At 71.1% G+C, this 24613-nt stretch carries 14 protein-coding genes and 1 pseudogene; 9 read left to right on the top strand and 6 right to left on the bottom strand.

Annotated features, from left to right (window positions below):
* Positions 1 to 206: 206 nt before the first annotated feature.
* Positions 207 to 1184 (bottom strand): zinc-binding dehydrogenase, encoded by a 978-nt coding sequence (locus tag EDD90_RS12265; protein WP_123973039.1) that lies wholly within the window; start codon positions 1182 to 1184, stop codon positions 207 to 209.
* A gap of 56 nt (positions 1185 to 1240) precedes the next feature.
* Between EDD90_RS12265 and EDD90_RS12260 the strand changes: the two genes are divergently transcribed.
* Entirely contained in the window at positions 1241 to 1621 is a 381-nt protein-coding gene (locus tag EDD90_RS12260; protein WP_398924387.1) for a helix-turn-helix transcriptional regulator, read from the top strand.
* A 17-nt stretch (positions 1622 to 1638) separates the two neighbouring features.
* Here the strand turns inward: EDD90_RS12260 and EDD90_RS12255 are convergent, their stop codons facing one another.
* Both EDD90_RS12255 and EDD90_RS12250 read right to left on the bottom strand, forming a co-directional pair.
* Complete coding sequence (locus EDD90_RS12255; RefSeq protein WP_123981184.1) at positions 1639 to 2610, bottom strand: ADP-ribosylglycohydrolase family protein; 972 nt, start codon at positions 2608 to 2610, stop codon at positions 1639 to 1641.
* A gap of 210 nt (positions 2611 to 2820) precedes the next feature.
* Positions 2821 to 4140, bottom strand: a complete 1320-nt coding sequence (locus EDD90_RS12250) for an acyltransferase (protein WP_123973038.1) — start codon at positions 4138 to 4140, stop codon at positions 2821 to 2823.
* Positions 4141 to 4357: 217 nt separating this feature from the next.
* On the opposite strand from EDD90_RS12250, the gene EDD90_RS12245 reads away from it, so the two are divergent.
* Together EDD90_RS12245 and EDD90_RS12240 are read left to right on the top strand one after the other, a co-directional pair.
* Positions 4358 to 12619: a LamG-like jellyroll fold domain-containing protein gene (locus EDD90_RS12245; protein WP_123973037.1), complete on the top strand. Its 8262-nt coding sequence runs from the start codon at positions 4358 to 4360 to the stop codon at positions 12617 to 12619.
* A gap of 41 nt (positions 12620 to 12660) precedes the next feature.
* A complete protein-coding gene (locus EDD90_RS12240; RefSeq protein ID WP_123973036.1) occupies positions 12661 to 12858 on the top strand; it encodes a hypothetical protein in 198 nt (65 codons plus the stop codon).
* Between the two features lie 182 nt (positions 12859 to 13040).
* Here EDD90_RS12240 and EDD90_RS12235 read toward each other — a convergent pair.
* Positions 13041 to 13755, bottom strand: a pseudogene (locus tag EDD90_RS12235) (transposase); the annotation flags it as partial.
* A gap of 565 nt (positions 13756 to 14320) precedes the next feature.
* On the opposite strand from EDD90_RS12235, the gene rsgA reads away from it, so the two are divergent.
* The 4 genes from rsgA to EDD90_RS12210 all read left to right on the top strand — a co-directional run bounded on the left by rsgA (position 14321) and on the right by EDD90_RS12210 (position 18895).
* The gene (gene rsgA / locus EDD90_RS12225) at positions 14321 to 15472 is read left to right on the top strand and encodes a ribosome small subunit-dependent GTPase A (protein WP_260327825.1); all 1152 of its coding nucleotides are present in this window, start codon (positions 14321 to 14323) and stop codon (positions 15470 to 15472) included.
* Positions 15473 to 15673: 201 nt separating this feature from the next.
* A complete protein-coding gene (locus EDD90_RS12220) occupies positions 15674 to 17068 on the top strand; it encodes a DNA-3-methyladenine glycosylase 2 family protein (protein WP_185149053.1) in 1395 nt (464 codons plus the stop codon).
* Positions 17068 to 17562, top strand: a complete 495-nt coding sequence (locus EDD90_RS12215; RefSeq protein ID WP_123973032.1) for a methylated-DNA--[protein]-cysteine S-methyltransferase — start codon at positions 17068 to 17070, stop codon at positions 17560 to 17562. The genes EDD90_RS12220 and EDD90_RS12215 overlap by 1 nt, the downstream gene beginning before the upstream one ends.
* Positions 17563 to 17713: 151 nt before the next feature.
* Entirely contained in the window at positions 17714 to 18895 is a 1182-nt protein-coding gene (locus EDD90_RS12210) for an SGNH/GDSL hydrolase family protein (RefSeq protein WP_123981182.1), read from the top strand.
* A 14-nt stretch (positions 18896 to 18909) separates the two neighbouring features.
* Here the strand turns inward: EDD90_RS12210 and EDD90_RS12205 are convergent, their stop codons facing one another.
* Positions 18910 to 19395, bottom strand: a complete 486-nt coding sequence (locus EDD90_RS12205; protein ID WP_123973031.1) for a DUF456 domain-containing protein — start codon at positions 19393 to 19395, stop codon at positions 18910 to 18912.
* A gap of 420 nt (positions 19396 to 19815) precedes the next feature.
* Here EDD90_RS12205 and EDD90_RS12200 point away from each other — a divergent pair, with 420 nt between their 5' ends.
* Positions 19816 to 21465 (top strand): protein phosphatase 2C domain-containing protein, encoded by a 1650-nt coding sequence (locus EDD90_RS12200; protein WP_123973030.1) that lies wholly within the window; start codon positions 19816 to 19818, stop codon positions 21463 to 21465.
* Positions 21466 to 21525: 60 nt separating this feature from the next.
* Positions 21526 to 23268, top strand: coding sequence for a pyruvate dehydrogenase (locus EDD90_RS12195; RefSeq protein WP_123973029.1), 1743 nt, complete (start codon positions 21526 to 21528; stop codon positions 23266 to 23268).
* Position 23269: 1 nt separating this feature from the next.
* Here EDD90_RS12195 and EDD90_RS12190 read toward each other — a convergent pair whose 3' ends face one another.
* Positions 23270 to 24607 carry a helix-turn-helix transcriptional regulator gene (locus EDD90_RS12190; RefSeq protein ID WP_123973028.1) on the bottom strand — a complete coding sequence of 446 codons (1338 nt, stop codon included), beginning with the start codon at positions 24605 to 24607 and terminating at the stop codon, positions 23270 to 23272.
* Positions 24608 to 24613 lie beyond the last annotated feature (6 nt).

Raw genomic sequence — 24613 nt, 5'->3', positions numbered from 1 at the left:
GATCTCCGGCAGGTCGCGTACTGAGCACGCGTACGGGGCCGTCGACGATGTCCCGGCCGCCCTTCGCCTGCCGGCGCGGGCCGGGGAGGATCCTCGGCCGCCGCGCCTGGCGGCGGACGAACGCCTTGCCCCTGCTGCCGTGAGCTGGCGGGATCTGCTCGACGCGGCCCTCGCACCGGCCACCCCGCACGAGGCCTGCTCGGCGGTCAGTCGGTGATGCGCAGCAGCAGCTTGCCCGTGGACGTGCGTCCGCCGATGAGCCGGTGTGCGTCGGCCGCCTCCGACAGGGAGAACTCGGCGGTGACGGGAAGGATGACCACTCCGTCGCGGACGGTGCGCAGGGCGCGTTCGGCGAGCGCACGCAGGGCTTCGGGGGCGGACTGGGCGAGGCCGAGCACGGAGAAGCCCGCGACGGAGCGGCCCTGCGCGTACAGCTCGTCCTGTCCGGCCCGCCAGGGCGCGGCGCCCCCGGCGTTGCCGAAGGAGACCAGGCGCCCGAAGACGGCCAGCGCCTCCAGACCGCGGCGCAGCGTGTCGCCGCCCACCGGGTCCAGGACCAGGTCGACGCCGCTGCCGCTGGTCGCCCGGCGGACGTCCGTCTCGAAGGCGCCGGGCCGGAACACCTCGTCGTAGCCGTGCTTGAGCGCGTAGTCGGCCTTGGCGTCGCTGGAGGCCACCCCGTACACCGCGCCGGCGCCCGCTGCCCGGGCCAGTTGGCCGACCGCCGTGCCGATGCCTCCCGCCGCGCCGTGCACCAGCACGCTCTCCCCGGCCCGCAGCCGCCCCACCTCGTGGACCAGTGCGTGCGCGGTCGGCAGCACCGTCGGCAGCGCGGCCGCGGTCCGCAGGTCCAGCCCCTCGGGCAACGGGGAGACCCTCGCGGCCTCCGCGAGCACGACCTCGGCGTAGCCGCCGCCGTCGACGAGTGCGATGACCTCCTGCCCCGCCCGCAGACCCGCGACGCCCTCCCCGACCGCCCGGATGCGCCCGGAGACCTCCAGACCCGGACGGTAGGGCAGCGACGCCACCCGGTACCCCTCGGCGCGCGCCTTCACGTCCGCGAAGTTCACCCCCGCCCAGACGGCCTCGACGGTCACCTGACCAGGGCCCGGCTCGGGTGTCGCGGTCCGCACGACGCGCAGCACCTCGGGACCGCCGTACTCATGGAACTCGACCGCACGCATACGCAGAACCACCCTTCCGTGAGTGTTCGACCGGAAGCGAACACTAGCACTGTACGATGGCCATCGAACACTGGGCGGAGGAGGACACCGAAATGGCGGACCGGACCGAAGGCACAAGTCACCGTCCGGCACCCGTGCATACCCACCCCGACGACGTCCCGCTTCTCACCGCCCTGTCCGCGCTCGCGGATCCCGTGCGCATCCAGCTGGTCCGCGACCTGGCCGGCCATCCCGACTGGGCGCTCAGCTGCAGCAACTTCGACGTACCGGTCGGCCGGGCCGCGAAGAGCCACCACTTCTCGGTCCTGCGCGACGCCGGCCTGGTCGAACAGCGCGACCAGGGCCCGAAACGGCTCAACCGGCTGCGCAGGGAGGAGTTCGACGCCCGCTTCCCCGGCCTTCTCGACCTGACCCTCCGCACCGACGACACCGAGTGACAGCGGACGGCTGCTGGTCAGGGCGTACCGGCGCACGGACTTGACGGTACGACGGCCGGCCCCGCTCCGAGGCGGTGCGCGAGGCGGAGCAGGTCCGCCACGTGCAGCACCCGTCCGCCGAATCCCGGGAGGGGGACATGGAGCGGCCGGGTCCAGCGGGCGGGAATCGCATCGAGCCCGTAGTACGCCCCCGCGAGGCCGCCGGTCACCGCGGCGACGGTGTCCGTGTCACCGCCGAGGTCGATCGCCGCGCGTATCGCCTCCTCGAAGCCGCTGGTGGTGCGCAGGGCCCAGACGGCAGAGCCCAGGCAGGGCCAGACGGCACCGTTGAACTCGGTCGCCTGATCGGGGTGCCAGCCGGGCGCCAGGACCGTGGCGTAGCGCCCGCGGTGGTCGGGATGGACAAGACCCAGGACGTCCGGGAGCACGGCGAGGGGGTCGGTGTCCTCCAGTGTGACGCGGACGAGTTCGTGGAAGATCGCGGTGCCTTCCCAGGCCGCGCGGTCGCCGTGGGTGAGGGCGGCGATGCGACGGGCCGCGTCCATGGTGGCTTCCCGGCCGGTGCGAGCGAAGTGGACCGCGGAGGTCGATGCCCGCATCAAGGAGCCGTTTCCGGCGGCTCGCCGGTTGACCTGGAAGTGGATCGCGGCGGCGAGGTCCCAGGGCATGCCGTTGGTCAGGACGTCCTCGGTCTGCAGGCCGATGTCCTTCGGGTCCGCCGCCGCCCACCGCTGGAAGCGGGCGAAGATGTCCGGCAGATCCAGTCCGCCCCGCTCCAGCAGGGACTCGGCGACCAGGACGGCCATCTGCGTGTCGTCGGTGGCCTCGCCCGGGTCCCAGCCGCCGCCTCCGCTCATCTCGTCACCGGCACCGGGCTCGGGGAACCGGGCGGAGAACGCTCCCGGCGGGCCGAACTCGAAGGGTGCGCCCAGGGCGTCACCCACCGCTGAGCCGACCACTGCGCCGGCGACCCGCTGAATCCGCTCCATCCGCTTCATCTGCTTCATCTGCGCAGGCTATTCGCGCCGTGCCGGCGTTCGCGCAGCCGCAATCCGTCTCCGGCTCTCCGGCTCTCCGATTCATCGGCGGCGAACACGTCTCGTCCTACGGAGGTGACTGCGGTGGCACGCGGATGACACCGCCGATCCGCGATCAACCCGACGGGCAGGCGGTCGTGAGGTTCGCCCCGGTTGCCGCTTTCACACGCGGCCCGGAGCCCGAGCCCCCGAGGGCCGGTCGAGCCGGGGTGCCGCCGTCCACCGGGTGAGCATCACCAACGCCGTGCCCGACGCCAGGCCCACGGCCGGCAGTACGGGGAACCGGCCGTCGGGCGCGAAGCCCTGCACGGCCAAGCGGGCCAGAGCGGCGACGCTCATGGCCAGGCCGAGCCACAGCGGCCAGGCCCGGCGCAGGCCGGCGTCCGGACTGGTCCGTTCGTGCAGCACGACCAGGCCGCGCTCCAGCGGCCCGAGCGCGGACACGACGCCGGCCAGGACGACGCCGAGGATCAGCAGCCACGGCACGCGCAGCCCCCACCACGCGGCGGACCCGAGACCCGGCTCGGGCGCGAGACCGGTCAGGTAGAACGCGGCGGCGACGGCCAGCACCGGCAGCATGTGCCACAGATACAGCGTCATGCTGGCCGCGCCCACGGGGCGAACCACGCGCCACACCGGCTCGCGGTCCAGCAGCCGTCGTACCGGCGGCGCGGCGAGGAGACACAGCCCGACCTGGGCCACCACCCACGCCAGCATCGCAGCCGACGGCGGATTGGTGTTGCTCGTGGTCTGCCCCGTCACCAGGATCAGGCTGACCGGGAACGGCCCGAGGGCCACGAGCGCGGCAAAGGCCACCCCGCCGCCCGCCGCCATCGCGAACGGCACGAGCCGACGCCCGGTCAGCAGCCCGTCCCGCCAGCAGAATCCCAGCTGATAGGCGACACCCCACACGAGTACGTAGTTGAGCAGCCCGGCATACGGCACGTGCGCCGTCACCACGAGCACGTCGACCGCCAGGGCGACCGCCCCAGCCGCCGACGGGACGAGGAGCCCCCAGCGCCGGTGCGCCGCATACAGCAGTGGTGTCAGGGCGCTGAGCAGCAGATACACCGGAAGGAACCAGAACTGCATCGCCATCGCCCAGCCCACCAGTGCGAGCGTGTCCGCATCCACGCCGGCCGCCGAACAGACACCGACGGCGAGCAGCACCAGACCGCTGTAGGCGCCCACCGGAAGGAGCAGCCGCAGCGCCCGTCGGCCCAGCCACCCGGCGGCCTTACCCCCGGCCGCCCGGGCCCGCGACCAGGAACCGCCCGCGGCATGGCCGCCGGCCAGGAAGAACAGCGGCATGATCTGGAACGCGAGGGTCAGCCACTGGGTCCAGGGAACGACCGCCAGCAACTCCGGGGCGGTGATCTGCCCACCGGGCTCCCGGACCAGGGCCGTGATCAGCCAGTGGCCGAGGACCACCAGCACGATCGCCCACGCGCGCAGGAAGTCGACATAGCGGTCTCTGCTCATGGACCGTCATGCTGCCGCAGCTCCGGCGCCGTCGTGCCGGGACGCCCATGCCGCAATCATTCCGTGCCCGGTACGACACCGCCCGCAGCAATGCCGAGCGCTTCGGATCGCCTTCGGCGGGAGCAAATGTCGTGATTGAGGCACGTAGGGTAGTGAATCGGACGAATGCGGCTGCAAGTAGGGCGATGAGCTCCTCAGCGCGGCGACGTACAGCAACGTGACCCTGGGCCAGGCCGGTCCGCTGGTCGGCAGCACCTCGACCGCCGCCGGCTTCAACGGGACGTCCTCGTACGTCCAGCTCCCGGACCTCGGCCTCGGCACCTCCAGCTCCCAGACGATCTCCCTGTGGTTCAAGACCGCCAAGGCGACGGCGGGCGTGCTGTTCTCCTACTCGGACATGCCCGTACAGGCCACGGCGACCAAAGGCGACTTCACACCGTCGCTGTACGTCGGCACCGACGGCAAGCTCAACGGCCTGTTCTGGTACGGCACGACGACCACGCCCATCACCACGTCGGCCTCCGTGGCCGACAACAAGTGGCACCACGTGGTCCTCTCCGGTTCCTGGACCAAGCAGACGATGTGGCTGGACGGCAGCCAGGTGGGAACCTCGGCGGGCTACGGTTCCTTCGGGTTCACCGGCAACATGCCCTGGCTGTTCACCCATGCCTACCTGGGCACCGGCTACCTCGGATCCACCTGGCCGGACCAGCCGCACACCAACTCGTCGACCCTCTACGGTACTTACTTCAACGGGTCGATCGCCGACGCCTCCTTCTTCGGGCGCCCCCTGGTCCAGGCGGACGTCACCGCCCTCCACAAGGCGGGTACCACGCCGGCCAGCCTGCTCAGCACGGTCACGCGCCCCTCGGGCAAGATCTACGCGTCGGTGACGTACGACCCCACGACGACGGCCGTCACGCACCTGGTCGACGAGAACGGCGGCTCCTGGTCCATGGCGGCGCCGGCCGTGACGGGGTCCAGCCAGGTCTACCGCGGCGCGATTCTGGGCTCAGGGTCCGTCGGCTACTACCGGCTCGGTGAGTCGGCGGGTGCCTCCGAGGCGGTCGACGAGGAGAACTCCGGATCAGGGACGTACGCGGGCACGACGCTCGGGGTGAGCGGCCCCTTCTCCGACCAGACGGCGGCGTCCTTCAACGGCACGTCCTCGTATGTGCAGTTGCCCGTACAGTTGCTGCACACCTACACGGAGCGCAGCGTCGAGCTGTGGTTCAGGACCAGCACGCCCGGCGTCCTCGTCGGCGACCAGTCGGTCGCCGTCGCGGGAGCGACCGTCGCCTCCGGCAGCTGGAGCCCGGTCCTCTACGTCGGCAGTGACAACAAAATCCACGGTCACTTCTGGAGCGGCAGCGGCAGCGGCGGGACCGCCTTCGGTTCCACGAGCACCGTCACCGACAACAAGTGGCACCATGTGGTCCTCACCGTGTCCGGCAGCACCCAGACGCTCTACCTGGACGGCAATCAGCAGGGCACCTACTCCGGCGCCCCGAACGACCAGGGCAACAACCACCTCTACATCGGGGCCGGCTTCGCGAAGTCGTGGATCGACTCGCCCGGCGACGTCAGCTACTTCGCCGGCTCGATCGCCGAAGTGGCGCTCTACCAGCACGCCCTCTCAGGCGATGACGTGGCCTCCCACTGGGCGGCCGGCCGCAATTCCTCGGGGATGGCCCCGCTGGAGACGGTGCGGGTGACCGACCCCGGCAGCAAGACGGTCACCTACCAGTACGACCCGCTGAACGGCTACCGGGCCGTCGCGCAGATCGACGGCCTGGGCAACAGGACGACGTACGGTTATGACACCGGCGGCTTCGAGCACACGGTCATCGACCCGGACGGCAACATCACGGCGATAGGCCACGATGTGCGCGGCAACGAAGTGTCCAGGGTGACCTGTCAGAACTTCGCCTCCCTGAAGTGCTCAACGACGTACACGAGTTACCTCCCGGACGACACCAGTGCGCAGCTGACGCCCAACCCGCAGAACGATCTGCCGAGCACGGTGCGCGACGCGCGCTCCTCGTCCGGCTCCGACAACACCTATCTGACGTCGTACAGTTACGACGCAGCGGGCAACACCACGGGGGTCACCACGCCGGCGGTGCCCGGATTCCCGCACGGCCGTACCACCTCGATCGCGTACACCGACGGCACCACTGTCGCGGCCGCGGACGGCGGGTTCGCCCCCAAGGGCCTTCCGTACAGGACGGTTTCCCCGGGCGGCGCGACCACCACGATCTCGTACTTCAAGAACGGCGACATCGCCTCCGTCACCGACCCCGACGGGCAGGTCACGTCGTTCACCTACGACAGCATCGGCCGGATGCTGACGAAGAAGGCCGTCTCGGACAGCTATCCGGCGGGCCTGACCACCACCTACGCCTACGACGGCGATTCGCAGATCACCGGCGAGGTGGACCCGGCGGTCACCAACCGGGTCACCAGTGCCACCCACCAGAAGTCGACCAGCACCGTCTTCGACGCCGACGGCATGGTCTCCTCCCAGACGGTCGCCGACCTCGGCGGCGGGGACGCCTCACGAACCCAGTCGTACACGTACACCCCGTACGACCAGGTGAAGACCACCACGGATGCGGCCGGCGGCACGACGACGTACACCTACGACGGGTACGGCAACCAGGCGACGGTGCAGGACCCGGCCGGCAACGTGCTGTCCTACGGGTACGACCCGAACGGCAAGCTGCTCACCCAGACCCTGAAGAACTACATCGGCGACCCGGTCAACCCGTCCGCCGCGCGCGACCTCGTCGAGTCCTCCCGCGCCTACGACCCGTCGGGACGGCTGCAGTCCCTGACGGACGCCATGGGCAACGTCACGTCCTACACCTACACCGACAACGGCCTGACGGCCACCGTCACCCGCAGCGACCCGACCGGGCACCAGCACTTCGTCGAGCAGTCCAACACCTATGACGCGGCAGGAAACCTGACCTCGCAGGTCACCAACAACGGTGCCACCACCACCAACTCGACGGTGGACGCCGCCGACCGGGTCACCGCGACGACAGTGGATCCGACCGGCGTGAACCGGACCACGACCGTGTCCTACACGCCCGACGACAAGGTGGCCACCACCACCCTCACCGACGGCACCGGCACCACTCACACCACCAGCTCCACCTACGACCCGATGGGCAACCTCACCAGCCAGTCGGTGCACGAGGACGGCGTGAGCCACCCCAACGCCTGGTGGAGGCTGGACCAGACGTCGGGCAGCTTGGTCTCCGACAACTCCGGCAACGGCAACACCGCCACCGCCGGCTCCGGGATCACCTGGTCGGACGGAGCGGCCCACTTCAACGGATCGACCGGCGGCTCGGGCAGCGTCATCGCGACCAACGGGCCCGCGCTGAACACCGCCTCCTCCTACACCGTCTCCGCCTGGGTGAACCTCGCCGACGCCTCCACGTACCGGACGTTCGTGGCCCAGGGCGGCACCAACCGGGCGTCGTTCTACCTCCAGTACTCGCTGCCCGACAACAGCTTCCGTCTCCATGCGGCCAGCCAGGACCTCGCGTCACCCTCGGCGTTCTACGACGCCGTCGCGCCGGCACACGCGGCGCTGAACACCTGGACACACCTGGTCGGTCAGTTCGACTCGAGCACCGGAACGCTGAAGCTGTACGTCAACGGCGTTCTCGCCGCGACCACGAGCGACCCCTCGCCGTGGAGCGGGACCGGCCCGCTCTCCATCGGGGGCACCGAGACCGCGGGCGGCACCGTCACCGACGCGGTCGCCGGCTCGGTCGACAACGTGCAGGTCTACCAGCGGGCCCTGTCCGCCGACGAGATCTCGGCCCTGTACTCCAAGGGCCGCAACGGCGGCACCACGTCCTCCTCGGACCAGGCCACTACGCGCTGGCAGCTCGACCAGCGCGGCCTGCCGCTGTCGGTGACCGATCCCGACACCAACACCACCTACTTCAGCTACGACGAAGCGGGCAACCTCGCCGTCACCACCGCCCCCGCGGTCCAGGCCGAGTCCGACGGCGGCGCGCCTGGCCTGGTCCACCCCACGAGCTACACGGGCTACGACACCTTCGGTGAGCCCACCGAGGCCGAGGGCCCGGACGGGATCGACACCACCGTCACCACCACCTACGACGCCGTCGGCCGTGTGAACTCCCGGATACTCCCTGACTACACCCCGCCGGGCAGCTCCACCGTCATCAGGGACGCGACCACGTCCTACCAGTACGACGATGCAGGCAACGTCAAGAGCGTCACCGATCCGTTCCAGCACACCACCACACACCTTTACGACCAGCTCGGCGACCTGGCCCAGACCACCGACGCCAACAACGGCGTCACCCACACGGTCTACGACACCAACGGCGAGGTGCAGTCCCGGACCGACCCCGAAGGCGGCCAGACGCAGGCCACCTACGACTACCTGGGCCGGCCCCTGACCGCCACCTCCCTGGAGCGGTACCCGACGGCGACCGCCCTGACCACCAACAACTTCTACACGGCCTCCTCCCTGAACCCCGGCGGTGCGTTCCTCGCCTCCACCACCACCCCGGACGGCGACACCACCGGCTACGGCTACGACGCGGTCGGCGAAAGCACCCAGGTCACCGACGGCGCCGGCAACACCACCCATACGGCGTACGACGGCCAGGGACGCAAGACCACCGTCACCCTCCCCGACAACACCCAGAACACCGTCACCTACGACCAGCTCGGCAACCCCGTGCGGGTCGCTTCGCTCGACACCGACCACAGCACGGTCCTGTCCTCGCAGTCGGCGACCTACGACCCGGCCGGTCTGCTGCTGTCGACCACCGACGCCCGTCTGCACACCAGCACCTACACCCACGACGCCCTCGGACACGTGACCGGCGAGACCCAGCCGGTGGACGACACACACTCCATCACGACCTCGTTCGGCTACGACGCCGCCGGCAACGGCACACGCTTCACCGACGGCCGCGGCAACAGCACCTACTACACCTACAACGTGTGGAACCTGCCGGAGTCGACCGTCGAACCGGCCGTGACCACCTCCACCTACAGCTACACCGGTGCGGCCGACTCGACCTTCACCACCGCCTACGACGCCGACGGGCGCCCGGTCACCCGGACCGCCCCCGGCGGAGTGAGCGTCACCACCGGCTACGACAACGTCGGCAACGTCACTTCCGAGTCCGGCACCGGAGCCGAGGCGGCCACCGCCGACCGCACCTTCACCTACGACCACGACAACCGGATGCGCAGCGCGGTCACCGCCGCGATCGGCACGACCACCGCCGCCACCGACGAGAGCTTCACCTACGACGACCGCGGCGACCTGCTGACCACCAGCGGATCGGCCGGAACCGGCTCCTTCGCCTACAACGGCGACGGACTCCTCACGGCGCGCACCGACGCCGCCGGCACCACGTCCTACGGCTACGACAGCAACGACCGGCTCGCCAACCTGACCGACCCGGCCACCGGCACCCTCCTCACCTACGGCTACAACACTCTCAACCAGCTGGCCGGCATCCAGTACGGAACCGGCGGAGACACCCGCTCCTACGGCTACGACCACCTGCACCGGCTGACCACCGACACGCTCAAGACCCCCGGCGGCAACACCGTCGCCTCCATCGCCTACGGCTACGACCCCAACGGCAACGAGACCAGCAAGACCACCACCGGACTCGCCGGCGCCGCGAACAACACCTACATCTACGACTACGCGGACCGTCTGACCTCCTGGAACAACGGCAGCACCACCACCGCGTACGCGTACGACGACTCCGGCAACCGCATCCGCGTCGGCTCCGACGTCTACACCTACGACGCCCGCGACCAGCTCACCAGCGACGGACAGAACACCTACACCTACAGCGCTCGCGGCACCCTCACCCACCAGTCCGGCACCTCCGGCGCGACCGACTTCGCCTCCGACGCCTTCAACCAGCAACTGACCCAGGGCAGCCAGACCTACCTCACCGACGCCCTCGGCCGGGTCATCACCAGCACCGCCAACGGCGGGGCGACCAGGACCTTCACCTACTCCGGCGTCGGCAACAACCTTGCGTCCGACGGTACGAGCACCTACACCTGGACACCCGGCGACGCCCTGGTGGGCATCGGCACAGCGGGCGGCACCCCCGCGACCGCCACTCTGGCCTACACCGACCAGCACGACGACGTGGTCGGCGACTTCACCGGCACCGGCTCGGCCCTGAGCGCCTCCACCGGGTATGACCCCCTGGGCAACGTCACCGGCACCACCGGCACCCCCAGCGGCAACCTCGGCTACCAGTCGGGCTGGACCGACAACGCCACCGGCAAGGTCAACATGGCCTCCCGCTGGTACAACCCTGCCACGGGCCAGTTCATGAACAAGGACACGGCGTCCCTGAACCCCGTGCCGAACTCGGCCGCCGCCAACCCCTTCGCCTACGTCGACGACAACCCCCTCACCCGCACCGACCCCACGGGCCAGAGCTGGCTCGGCGACGCCTGGAACAGCGTCAGCCACGCTGCGAGCAGCGCCTGGAACGGATTCACCAGCGCGGTGAGCTCGGGCTGGCACGCCGCCGCCCACTACGCCAGCGAGGCATATGACTGGGTCTCGGACGAGCTCTCCAGCGCCTGGCACACCGTGAGCGGCTGGGCCGGCGACGCCTATGATGCGGCATCGCGCGCGTTCGACCGGGAAATGGCCTCACTGGACCGCGAGATCGCCAGCCTCAACCGGCAGATCGCAGAGCTCAACAGGGAGATCGCCGACGCGAAGGCCGTGGCCAAACGCAAGGCCTCCGGCTTCATACGGGCCGCGTCGAACGCCGTGAGTCACGCCGCGCACAGTACCTACCAGGCGGTGGCCAAACGCGTGAACACCGCCACGACCTACTTCAAGAACCACGCCGCCGCCATCGCGTCGTTCGCCGTGTCCACGGTGGTCTTCGCCGGCTGCGAGGCCGCCGTCACCGCGGGCAGCGGAGGAAGCCTGGCCATCCCCGGCGCCGTCGCCTGTGGTGCGCTCGCCGGAGCGGCCGCCGGTCTCGTCGACCAGGGCAGCAAGTGCATGGGCGGACAGAAGGGGGCCTGCTCGGTCAGCGCCTTCGCCACCTCCACCGTGCTGGGCGCCGTGGGCGGTGCCGTCGGCGGCGGCATCGGCGGAGCGCTCGGCGGCAGACTCGCGGAGTCCGCGCTCGGCGACGCGCTGCCCAAACTCGTCACCAACACCCTGGAAGGCGCCACCACCGGCGGCATATCCGGCGGTGCCACCGGCGCGGCCGACTACGGCCTCACCTGCTCCGAGACCCACGCCGGCTGTTCCTGGTCCGGCGCGGCGGCCGCCACGGCCGACGGCGCGGCGTCCGGTGCCGTCGGCGGTGCCGCGGGCGGTGTCCTCGCCACCGCGGGCGGGAAGCTGTTCGGCGGCGGCTGCGGCGCCACCCACAGCTTCACCGGCACCACAGAGGTCGTGATGGCCGACGGCTCCACGCGGCCCATCGAGAAGGTCAAGGTCGGCGACAAGATCAAGGACTCCGTCCCCGGTGCGAAGGGCACGCAGTCCCACACCGTCACACGGGTCATCGTCACCCACACCGACCACGACTTCGTGGACGTCACCATCGTGCCCGGGAAGCCGAAGCCGACCCCGAAGCCCGCGCCCGGCCTCGGCCGGCGAATCCTGACCAGGGCGGCCCTCGGCCTCGCCGCCTCCGCGGCCGTCATCACCACCGCCGTCGGCATCCCCCACCCGCACACCCCCGCCGACCGCCGGCAACTGACCGCCGCCACCGTGGCCGAGGCCCCGTCCGCCACCTCTTCCGGCGGGGGCACCCTCACCACCACCTACCACCACCCCTTCTACGACCAGACCCAGTCCGCCTTCGTCGACGCCAAGGACCTCCACCCCGGAAACACCCTCCGGACCCCGACCGGCACGGCAACGGTCACCGCGGTCCGCCTTTACCACGCACACACGACGACGTACGACCTGACGATCGGTGACCTCCACACGTACTACGTGGAGGCCGGCAGGACCCCGGTGCTGGTCCACAACTGCGGCGTTTCAGATAGGGCCGGTGCAACAGCAGAATGGGTGCCGGAGGCCGGTGATCTGCGGTTGACGCCGCCGCGTAGAGGAATGTCTCCGAGTGCGTATCGTTACCAATCCGGTGCGGCAGGCGCGAGGAGTGATCTTCAGACCGGCAGGAGCCTTGCCCCGATGCTTCGAATGCCTGGAGCCGATGGCGTCGATGTGACGGCGAAGTTCGACGGCGCCTTCGGTGATGAGATGATCGACAGAAAGCTCTCGCTTCCGAGTTTCGCTGACAAGATGGACCACGCTCAGCGGCAGGCTGGGACGGCGGCCTATCATGGACTGACACCAGTGTACGAATTTCCCACGCAGGCGGCTGCGGACGATGCTCGCAAACTACTGGATAGTTGGGGTATTACGTCCATCGTAACAAGGCAGGCAAATTAGTGATTGAAAACCACCTTGCAAGGGCAGTACTCTCTGCCATTATGTTGCTCGATCATTCATCGGCCGATGAGATTGATCGCGATGTTGCTTCTCAAGGGCTTGAGAACATCGCCTCGGACTTGAACTCGATGAACGAATCCGAGCGTCAGGAGTTCAGGCGAGTACTCAGCCGCATTGCCGACGAAGAGCCAGACTACGCACCGTACATCGATGAATTGCCGAGGCTGCTTGGCTGGTGAGATCGGATCGGCTGCCTTCGCCTCGATCTTGCGCGAGGGTCCGTCGACGGAGTCGGTGGGCCCTTTTGCTTGCCGGAGCTGGTGGTGGGCAGGCCGGTGTCCCGGTTGTCGTGTCGGGTGGGCGCCGGGTTCCACTGCCCGGGGTCGGGTGGTGCTGTCGTCGGGACGGTTGAGGTTGCTGGTCAGCCGGGGGCGGGCAGGAGCGTGAGCCGTTCGAGGGCGGCGGTGATCTCGCTCGCTGGTCCAGGGCCAGTGCGCAGAGAGGCGGAGAATCCTGCGTCGGCCGGTGGTGACGAGCTGAGCGGCCGCGGAGAACAGGCGGAATCGCAGTCGACGGGGTTCCCTGAGGCGGGCCTTGCCGGTGAGGGCGAGCATGGGCATCCAGGCCAGCAGGTCGAGGGCGATCTCCAGCCAGACCTTGTTCTGGGCGGTGGTGTGCAGTGGCAGGTTGCGCAGGCCGGTGGCCCGGGCGGCCCGGATCCGGTCCTCGGCCCGGGCCCGCAGCCGGTGACGGAGTTCGAGCTCGGCGATCGGCCGGCCCGAGGTGTTGGTGGCGAAACAGGTCAGCCGCATGCCGTCCCCGTCTCTGAGCCTCAACTGAGCTCCGGGGTGCGGCCGTTCCTTCCTGGCAATCAGCCGCGTGCCCATGGGCCAGCCGTCCAGTACGTCGCCGGTGAGCTCGGCGACTAAGGCCCCGTCCCGGGCCCCGCCGTCGGTCTCGACGACGGGGGTCCAGGCTGAGACGGGTATCTTCAGCACGTGTTCGTGGATTGCTTCGGTGATCACCATGCCCACCGAGTAGGACAGCCATCGGCCTCGCCTGGCGAGCCAGGACATGAAGTCGTGGGTGCCGCCCGCGGAGTCGGTGCGGATCAGGGTCTGCCGCCCTCGCCGGTAGCAGTGTGCCGCTAGTGGTGGCGACCGGGTGGCCGCTGTTGCTGGCGGCCATCTTTGCGCTGGTAGATGGTGCCTTCGCCGTTGGCGCGAGTTCGGACAGGCAGTCGCTCTCCCTCTCCCCGGTCGGCCGTTCGAGCCTGCTGGAGTGCTGCCCACCCACCCGTGGTGGCGCGGTGTCGGATACGTGCCCGACACCCGGTGGCCGGTCCCCGAGGTGCCCCGGACGACGACTCGTGAAGACCCCGACCTGGTGGCGGAGGGCTGACCGAGGACTGGTCGACCTGGAGACGCTGTACGGCATGGAATGACCCATGCACTACGGGCTGCCGTAATTCGGTGGCGTCGTGGCCTGACTGTCTCTAGTGTCAGTGCTGTTCGAGCGGTGACCGAAGGTTCCCGCAGGTGACCGGCTTGGTTGGGGAGGTGTGACCGATGGCTGTCGTTGCGATGGGCGCTGCCCGCATCCGGAAGTTCGTTCAGTCCACCTCTGTGGTCTCCGGCTGACCTCACTCTTCTCCCGCCCCAGTGGGCGCGGCGCCGGGGCCACCTTGTGAAGGGTCACCCCTTGTCTTTCTCTTCTTCTTCGGTTTCGTCGCACCCTCTCGCCGCCTATGGCTGGGACGAGGGCTGGGAAGCCGAGTTCGCCCCCTATGCCGCGCAGGGTCTCCTGCCCGGCCGCGTGGCCCGGGTCGACCGTGGCCTGTGCGACGTCATCACCCCGGCCGGCACGGTCCGTGCCGACACCGAGTTCGTCGTCCCCCGCGACCCGATGAAGGTCGTGTGCACGGGGGACTGGGTCGCTGTCGATCCCGAGGGCAGCGACCCCCTGTACGTGCGGACGCTCCTGCCCCGCCGGACCGCCTTCGTACGGTCGACGTCGTCGAAGCGTTCCGAGGGCCAGGTGCTGGCCACTAACATCGATCACGTCGTCATCTGTGTGTCGCTCGCGGTGGAATTCGACCTCGGGCGGATCGAGCGGTTCCTGGCGCTGGCCATGTCCTGTTCGAGTGGTGAGGCCCTGCTGCACAAGTCGGCACTCTCCTGGGAGTCCGGGGCGCAGCCGGTCGTGGTCCTCACCAAGGCCGACCTCGTCCCGGACCCGGTGACGCTCGCGCATCTCGTCGAGGACGTCGGGACGACGGCACCCGGCGCGCCGGTCCTGACGGTCAGCGCGCACCAGGGCGACGGCCTGGACGCGCTGGTCGCCCTGGTCGGCTCCGGTACGTCGGTGCTGCTCGGCCAGTCCGGCGCCGGCAAGTCCACCCTCGCCAACACGCTCCTCGGCGAGGACGTGATGGACGTCCGGGCCGCGCGTGACGTGGACGGCAAGGGCCGGCACACCACGACCACCCGCAACCTCCTCGCGCTGCCGGGCGGAGGAGTACTGATCGACACACCGGGACTGCGCGGTGTCGGGCTGTTCGACGCCGAGACCGGGGTCGGGCAGGTGTTCGCCGAGATCGAGGAACTGGCCGAGGGGTGCCGGTTCTCCGACTGCGGGCACGAGAGCGAGCCGGGGTGCGCGGTCCGCCTCGCGGTGGAGACCGGGGAGCTGCCCGAGCGCCGGCTGGAGAGCTACCGCAAGCTGATGCGGGAGAACCAGTGGATCGTCGCCAAGACGGACGCTCGGGTGCGGGCCGAGATCAAGAAGGACTGGAAGCGCAAGGGCGCTGAGGGGAAGGCCGCGATGGAGGCGAAGCGGGGGCGGTGGCGGTAGCCGTCCGGACAGGGGCGCGTGGGGGCTGAGCGTGCAGTTCCTCCCCCGGCCTTCGGCTGGGGCCCCAGCCGAAGGCCGGGGGTACCCCCAGCGCCCCTGAAGGTGCGCCGCAGCCGGCGCTTCTTCACCAGTGCCGGGACCAGCGTCGTGTCCGTTTTCCGCCGGTCGTGGGGCTCCGTATCGCTCACACTGGAACATGTGATGGACGAGGACACCAGGTACGAGGCGGTCCGCAGCCGCGACGCCCGCTTCGACGGCGCGTTCTTCTTCGCCGTCGAGACGACCGGGATCTACTGCCGCCCCAGCTGTCCGGCGGTCACCCCGAAGCGGCGCAACGTCCGCTTCTTCCGAACCGCCGCCGCGGCACAGGGCTCCGGCTTCCGGGCCTGCCGCCGCTGCCGGCCCGACGCCGTCCCCGGCTCCGCCGAGTGGAACGTCCGCGCCGACGTCGTCGGCCGGGCCGTGCGGCTGATCGGCGACGGTGTCGTCGACCGGGAGGGCGTCGGCGGCCTCGCCGACCGGCTCGGCTACAGCGCACGCCAGGTGCAGCGGCAGCTCACCGCCGAACTCGGCGCCGGCCCGGTCGCCCTCGCCCGCGCCCAGCGGGCCCACACCGCACGCACGCTGCTGCAGACCACCGAGCTGCCGGTCACGGAGATCGCGTTCGCGAGCGGGTTCGCCAGTGTGCGGCAGTTCAACGACACGATCCGCGCCGTGTACGCCACGACCCCCAGCGGACTGCGCGAGGCCGCGCCGGGCGGGCGGGGCGCCCGGCGCGGCTCCCCGGCCGCCGGGATCCCGCTGCGGCTCGCCCACCGTGGCCCGTACCAGGCCCGCCCCGTCTTCGACCTGCTGGAACGCGAGGCCGTGCCCGGCGTGGAGGAGGTCACCGGCAGCGCCGGCGCCCGCACCTACCGCCGTACCCTGCGGCTGCCGTACGGCCATGCCGTCGTCGCCGTCGAGGAGCGCGGCGGTACCACCACCGCGAGCAGCGGTGCCCATCCCGGCGGCTGGCTGGAAACCCGGCTCCGCCTCACCGACCCGCGTGACCTGACCACCGCCGTACAGCGCCTGCGCCGGCTGTTCGACCTCGACGCCGACCCGTACGCCGTGGACGAGCGGCTCGCCGCCGACCCGCGGCTCGCTCCGCTGGTCGTCGCCCGGCCCGGGCTGCGCTCGCCCGGCGCCGCGGATCCGGCGGAGGCCGCCGTACGGGCGCTGACCGGGAGCGCCGACGCGGAGCGGCTGGTCCAGCGGTACGGCAAGACGCTGGACGCCCCGTCCGGGAGCCTCACCCACCTCTTCCCGGAGCCCGCCGTGCTCGCCGGGGCCGAGCCCGACGGGAGTCTGGGCGCACTCGCCACGGCGCTCGCGGACGGCACGGTACGGCTGGACCCGGGCGCCGACCGGGACGACGCGGAAGCCGCGCTGCGGGCGCTGCCCGGCATGGGACCGGCGGTCGTCGCCACGATCCGCGTCCGCGCGCTCGGCGACCCCGACGTCGCCCCGCCCGGCCTCGACGTACCCGACCACTGGCGGCCGTGGCGGTCGTACGCCGTCCGACATCTGCTGCTGCAAGGAGAGTTGAGGAACTGATGGGTGTCACTTACTGGACGCGGATCGCCTCGCCGGTCGGGGAGCTGCTCCTCACCGCCGACGCCGACGGCGCGCTGACCTCGCTGTCCGTCCCCGGACAGAAGGGCGGCCGGAGCGTCGAGGCGGGGTGGCAGCAGGACTCCGGCCCCTTCCGGGCGGCCGAAGAGCAGCTCGCCGCGTACTTCGCCGGCGAACGCAAGGAGTTCCGGCTGCGGTTGAGTACCCACGGGACCGAGTTCCGGGAACGGGTGTGGGGTGCGCTCGACGATGTCCCGTACGGAGCGACGACGACGTACGGGGAGATCGCCGCGCGGATCGGGGCCTCCAGGATGGCGGTCCGGGCGGTGGGCGGAGCCATCGGCGCCAACCCGCTGCTGATCGTGCGGCCCTGTCACCGGGTCATCGGCGCGGACGGCTCGATGACCGGGTACGCGGGGGGACTTGAGCGGAAGGTCCGGCTGCTGGGGCTGGAGGGAGCGGTGGAGACCGACTAGGGCTGGGGGGAAGGTCCCTTCACAGGTGCGGGGCCGTATCGATGTACGGCTCCGCGCTCCGCCACCCGAGTGGAACCCCGGACGAGTTGCCGCCCGGCTCAGACCCCGTATGTCACCTTCCCCTCCAGTGGGCCTACGGAAGCGGGTGTGGATGGGCAAGGTCGGGCGGGTTCTCGCGGTGACGCTGCTGTTGCTGGTGGGTACGACGGGGCGGGCCGGCGCCGACGACAACCCCTCGCCCTGGACCGGGAGTTGGGAGGCCGCACCCTCCGGTACCAGCCCCGCCGTTCCCGGCGCCGCGTTCCGCAACGTCGTGCACCTCAGCCTCGGCGGCAGCGCGGTGCGCGTGCAGATCAGCAACCGGTTCGGCAGCGTCCCGCTCCGGCTCGGCGCGGTCACCGTCGCCCTGCGACACGGCCACGGCCCGGACGCCGTACCGGGCTCGATGCGCATCGCCACCTTCCGGGGGGCCGGCACCGCCGTCGTACCCGAAGGGCAGGACCTGGTCAGTGATCCGGTGCCGCTCGTGGTTCCGGCCGCCGCCGATCTGCTGGTCACCGTGGAGACCCCGGACGACTCCGGGCCGGCCACCTTCCACCGTGTCGCGCTCCAGACCAGCTACCTGGCCCCGGCCGGCGGGGGCCGGGCGGCCGACGAGGCCGGAGCCGCGTACACCCGGACCACCGACCACTGGTACTACGTCACCGGTGTCGACGTACGGGGCGACGCCCACGGCAGCGTGGTCGCCTTCGGCGACTCCCTCACCGACGGCAACGGCTCCTCGACCGACACCAACCACCGCTGGCCCGACCGGCTCGCCGAACGGCTGCGCTCCCTCCGGTTCGGCGTCCTCAACGCCGGGATCTCCGGCAACCGCCTGCTGGCCGACAGCACCGGCGGACCGGGCGCCCTCAACCGGCTGGACGCGGACGCCGTCGCCCGTTCCGACGTCCGGACCCTGGTTGTCCTCGAAGGCATCAACGACATCAAGGGCACCCCGGACGCGACGGATCCCGGTGACTTCGTGCGCGCCTACCGGACCATCGTGGCCCGCGCCCATGCGCGCGGGATCCGGGTCGTCGGCGCGACGCTCACACCGGACGGCGGCTACAGCGGTTACACCGAGGCCCGGGAGGCCGTACGGCAACAGGTGAACGCGCTGATCCGCTCCGGGCAGGTCTTCGACGCGTACGTGGACTTCGACGCGGTGGTCCGCGATCCGGAGCTTCCGGAGCGCATCCGGCCCGCCTACGACCCCGGCGACCACCTGCACTTCAATGACGCCGGCATGAGCGCCCTGGCCGCCGCCGTCCCGCTCGCCGACCTGTTCTGAACGGCCGGTGCCGGTCAGCCGCCCCAGACCACCGCCACCAGCCAGCCCGCCGTGATCAGCAGACAGGCGAACAGCTCGGCCAGCACGCTGGAGCCGCCCGCGTTCATCGTGGTGCGCAGCGCGGCCGTCGCCTCGGCGCGCCGGCCGAGCCGGAGGCGTTCATGGAGGTAGACGCCGGCTGTGAAGCCGGGGATCGCGCCGACGACGGGGACGAGGACGAAGCCGAGCAGGGCGCCGAGCCCGGCGTACACGCGCATCCGGGGGGTCGCGCCGCTCGCCCGCAGCCGGCGGGGCGGCAGCGCCCAGCGCACCACCAGCGACAGCAGCAGCACCACGGTGGAGCCGACCAGGACCGCCCAGGCCAGCGGGCGCGGGTCGTACAGGGCCCACCACAGCACCGCGGCCCACACCAGCCACGAACCCGGCACGCCGGGCACCATCACTCCGCACAGGCCGAGCACCAGCACCAGGCCGACCAGCAGGAGTTCCCCTGCTCCCATCTGCCCAGAGTGCCGTGCGGGTCGGCCCCGGGCCACCCGGCCCCCGTCACGTATACGCGTGTCGATGGGAATCCGACGGGTGATTCACAGCTGTTCGCCAGGAACACCCGTCACAATCTGGCCCTCCGGCCGACGCCACCGCGTCCGGCCGTGCGAACGGTGACCCGGGCCCATGACGCGTGCGTAGGGGATCTGGGGCCGGGTCACTCCGGTGTCGCCGGGTGGTTCTCCCGTGGGGGGTGGGACCACTCGGCGACTCACACGTGTCAGCTGCGCCGTCCGTCCCACGCGTGTCATCGATTCCCTTTCCTCGTACGGGTGTTCAGACTGTCACTCGATGCGCCGTTCGATACGAGGTCGGGTGCGGGATTTTCCGGATGCCCCGTTTTCATCCGGCCCGTGCGGTGGACAATTAGGGGCATGAGCCAGCCAGGGGGTAGGCCCGCCCGTCATGAGGACGACTGGTGGGGGCAGTTGTACGACGACTCCACCGAGGACACCGGCCCCACGGCCGCACCCGATTCGCTGGACGACCGTTTCGCGTCGGCGAAGCACACGGTGGCGGGACGGCGGGGCGTTGCCGAGGATCCGGTCGACCATGACCGGCAGTCACCACCGACCGTGCCCGCGCAGCGCGCGCCCGGCGAGGACGCCGAGGCGGACCCGCAGTCCTGGCCGTGGGACGAGGAGGACCAGGCCCTGCCGCCGACGGACGAGGCCACGACGCCCCCCCACCCCACAACCCGCCCCGACGTACCCACCCTCCCGCCGCCCTCACCCCCGGTCGCCCCACCATCCGCCCCGACCTCGGCCCCGGCCACGCCGTCCTTGGCCCCGGCTGCGCCGTCCTCGGCCCCTGCCGCCTGGCCCTCCACTCCGGCCATCTCGTCCTCGGACCCGGTCGATTCGCCGTCCGACCCGGCCGCCTGGCCCGCCACCCCGGCCGCGCTGTCCTCGGACCCGGTCGATTCGCCCTCCACTCCGGCCATCTCGTCCTCGGACCCGGTCGATTCGCCGTCCGACCCGGCCGCCTGGCCCGCCACCCCGGCTGTGCCGTCCTCGGCCCCGGTTGCCTCGTTCTCCGCGCTTGGGGGCTCGTTCTCCGCCGTGGAGTATGTCGGCTCGGGGCCGCCCACCTACGACGCGGAGCCCACCGCTCTGCCCGTCGCCGACCCGGACGAACTGGAGGATCTGGTCGCCGACACCGTGCTGGACGGTGCCCGGTACGGGGCCTGTACCCTGCGGGCCGTCTCGCAGCGCGGCGACTCCGCCCGGTACCGGGGCGAACCGCGCCGGGACGCGTTGCTCACCGCCCGGTTCGGGTCCGGCGACCAGGCCCTGGTCCTCGTCGCGATGGCCACCGGTGCCCGGGCCACCCCTGGCGCGCACCGGGCCGCCGCCGAGGTGTGCGAGTGGATCGCCCGCGCCGTGGGCCGCAGCCACCAGCGGCTCACCGCGGACATCCAGGCCGCCCGGCGCGGCGACCTCAAGTCCGGGCTGCACCGGCTCACCGACCGCAGCCTCGGCAAGCTCCGCGCCAGCGCCGCCGAACAGGGCATCGCCCCCGACGAGTACGCGGCCAGCCTGCGCTGCCTCCTCATCCCCGCCCACCCCCAGTGCCGTACCCGCGTCTTCTTCGGCGTCGGCACGGGCGGACTGTTCCGGCTGCGGGACGGCGAGTGGCAGGACATCGAACCGCGCGTCGACACCGACACCCCCGGTGAGGCCGTGGTCGGCTTCGGCTCGCTGCCCGCCGAGACCCCGGAGGGCGACCGGCTCACCATGGACCTCGGCATCCCGACCCCGCCGAGCCCCTTCGAACCGGCCCCCGAGCCGCCCCGTGAACCCTTCCTCTTCCGGGCCTCGGTAGCCCGCCCGGGTGATGCCCTCGTGATGTGCACCGCGGGCCTCGCCGACCCGCTGCGCGGCGAGCCCGCGCTCTGCGCCTACCTGGCCCGGCGCTGGTCCGGCCGTACCCCGCCCGGCCTCGCCGCGTTCCTCGCGGACGCCCAGGTCCGGGTCAAGGGCTACGCCGACGACCGTACGGCGGCGGCCGTCTGGGAGGCGTGACGGCGGCCGCTGTGCGTGGATGGGAGGTATCCGCCCGGAGAGAAGGGGCACCCGTCCGCCATGGCCAAGCAGAACGTCGCCGAGCAGTTCGTCGACATCCTCGTCCGCGCTGGAGTACGCCGTCTCTACGGGGTCGTCGGCGACAGCCTCAACCCCGTCGTCGACGCCGTCCGCCGCAACTCCGCCATCGACTGGATCCACGTCCGCCACGAGGAGACCGCCGCCTTCGCGGCCGGCGCCGAGGCGCAGATCACCGGCAAGCTGGCGGCCTGTGCCGGCTCCTGCGGCCCGGGCAACCTGCATCTCATCAACGGTCTCTACGACGCCCACCGTTCCATGGCCCCGGTCCTCGCCCTCGCCTCCCACATCCCCTCCAGCGAGATCGGCCTCGGCTACTTCCAGGAGACCCACCCGGACCGGCTCTTCCAGGAGTGCAGTCACTACAGCGAACTGATCTCCAGCCCCCAGCAGATGCCCCGGCTGCTCCAGACCGCCATCCAGCACGCGGTCGGCCGCAGCGGTGTGAGCGTGGTGTCCCTGCCGGGTGACATCGCCGACCAGCCCGCCCCGGAACAGACCGCCTCGGCCGCCGTCGTCACCTCACGGCCCACCGTCCGCCCCGGCGACGACGAGCTGGACAGGCTCGTCGCGATGATCGACGCGGCCGACAAGGTGACGCTGTTCTGCGGCAGCGGCACGGCGGGGGCGCACGCGGAGGTCATGGAGCTGGCGGAGCGGATCAAGTCACCGGTCGGCCATGCCCTGCGGGGCAAGGAGTGGATCCAGTACGACAACGAGTTCGACGTCGGCATGAGCGGGCTGCTCGGCTACGGCGCCGCCTACGAGGCCACCCACGAGTGCGACCTGCTGATCCTGCTCGGCACCGACTTCCCGTACAACGCCTTCCTCCCCGACGATGTGCAGATCGTCCAGGTCGACGTCCGCCCCGAGGTGCTCGGCCGCCGCTCCCGGCTCGACCTGGCGGTGTGGGGCGATGTGCGCGAGACGCTGCGCTGTCTGGTGCCGCGTGTGCGGGCGAAGGAGAACCGGCGGTTCCTGGACCGGATGCTCAGGAAACACGCGGACGCGCTGGAGGGGGTGGTGAAGGCCTACACCAGGAAGGTCGAGAAGCACGTCCCGATCCATCCGGAGTATGTGGCCTCGGTCCTCGACGAACTCGCCGCCGACGACGCGGTGTTCACGGTCGATACCGGTATGTGCAATGTCTGGGCCGCCCGCTACATCTCGCCCAACGGCCGCCGTCGCGTGATCGGTTCCTTCTCGCACGGCTCGATGGCCAACGCGCTGCCGATGGCCATCGGCGCCCAGTTCACCGACCGGCGGCGGCAGGTCGTGTCGATGTCCGGGGACGGCGGATTCGCCATGCTGATGGGCGACTTCCTGACCCTGGTCCAGTACGACCTGCCGGTCAAGGTGGTCCTCTTCAACAACTCCGCACTCAGCATGGTCGAGTTGGAGATGCTGGTCGCGGGCCTGCCCGCGTACGGCACCGCCAACACCAACCCCGACTTCGCCGGGGTCGCGCGTGCCTGCGGTGCCTGGGGAGTGCGGGTCGAGAAGCCCAAGCAGCTGGCCGGCGCGCTCAGGGACGCCTTCAAGTACCCGGGCCCGGCCCTGGTGGACGTCGTCACCGACCCCAACGCGCTGTCCATCCCGCCGAAGATCAAGGCCGAGATGGTCACCGGCTTCGCGCTCTCCGCCTCCAAGATGGTGCTCGACGGCGGTGTGGGCCGGATGCTCCAGATGGCCCGCTCCAATCTGCGCAACGTGCCACGGCCGTAGGTCAGTCGACGGGCACCCACTGGCGGACGCCGTCCACGGAGCCGTACCAGTAGTGCTTCAGGCCCTTGATGGAGCTGGTGCGGAACGGCCTGCCGTGGTCGTCGATCCGGACCGTGCCGGAGCGGCCTTGTGACGACCAGTCGAGTTCGAGGTACCAACGGCAGTCGCAGCCGGCCGTGTTCGCCGTGACGCGGAGCACCTCCGGGTCCGTGGCGGAGACCCGGTAGGGCAGGTGCATGGTCGAGACGGTCTTCCCGTCCGGGCCCTCACCGGCGACCGGGCGGGCGATGGGGCGGTCCTTGTCCAGGTCCGCGTCGAAGTAGCGGGGGGTGAGCCCGCCGCCGCAGCCGTCGGCCATGGAGTAGGCGATGCCGGGCGCGGGCGTGGTACGGCCGACGACCCGCACCCGCAGGTCCTCCAGGACCACGGCCGTGGACGAACGGCCCTGCACGGAGACGTCCACGATCGTGTTGCCGCCGTGCACCGCGTTCTGGGTGGCCGCCCAGGGGCCGGCGTCCTGCGGGGCGGGCGGCGGCGGGACCTGGGCCGGCTGCTTGTCGATGACGTAGTCGTGGTCGCAGCCCAGCTCCCAGAGCTGGGAGTCGGCGGTCCAGGTGAGGGGGGCGGCGGTCGAGGTGGGGGTGCCGGGATCGGCGGGGGAGGAGGGCTTCGTGCCGCCCGACGACGGTGTGGGTGAGGTGGGGCTGGACGACGGGCCGGTGGACGAGGTGCCGTGGCGCTCGGGGCCGCCGGCGGCGGTGGTCGGGGCGGACCCCGGCAACCGGGATGCCGCGTCGGCGGTGTGCCGGTCGCCCGGGAGGGCGGCCAGGGTGCCCAGCGTCGCCAGGAGAACGGCGCCCGCGGCGGCGGCGACCAGGGTGCGGCGACGGCGGTACCAGGGGAGCGGGACGGGCGCCGGGTCCGGTTTCGATCGGACCTTCTCTTCCGCCTTCCCTTCTGCCGTCTCTACGGTTTCCTCTCCGGTCCCCTCTTCGGATCCGGTCCTCTCCGGGGCTGTCGGGCCGTCCGGTCCGGATGCCGCCGTGCGCGGTCGCTGACGTGCCGCCACCGCGCGCAGCCAGCGCTCGTGGAGTTCGAGCCGTTCCTCCGGTGCCGCCCCGGAGAACGCCGCCAGGCGTTCCACCGGAGCGAAGTCCTGCGGCACCGCGTCGCCCGCGCAGTAGCGGTGCAGGGTGGAGGTGTTCATGTGGAGCCGGCGGGCCAGCGAGCCGTAGCTCCGGTCCGTGCGGTCCTTCAACTGCCGCAGCAGCGCCGCGAACTCCTCGACATCGTCGCGCACGGGCACCTTCCCCCGGTCGTCCCCATCCCAGGCACTCATATACCT

It is taken from the genome of Streptomyces sp. Ag109_O5-1 (assembly GCF_003814875.1).
Taxonomy (GTDB): Bacteria; Actinomycetota; Actinomycetes; order Streptomycetales; family Streptomycetaceae; genus Streptomyces; species Streptomyces sasae.
Note: the sequence above shows the minus strand (reverse complement) of the source record. Positions and strands in the feature narration are given on the sequence as shown.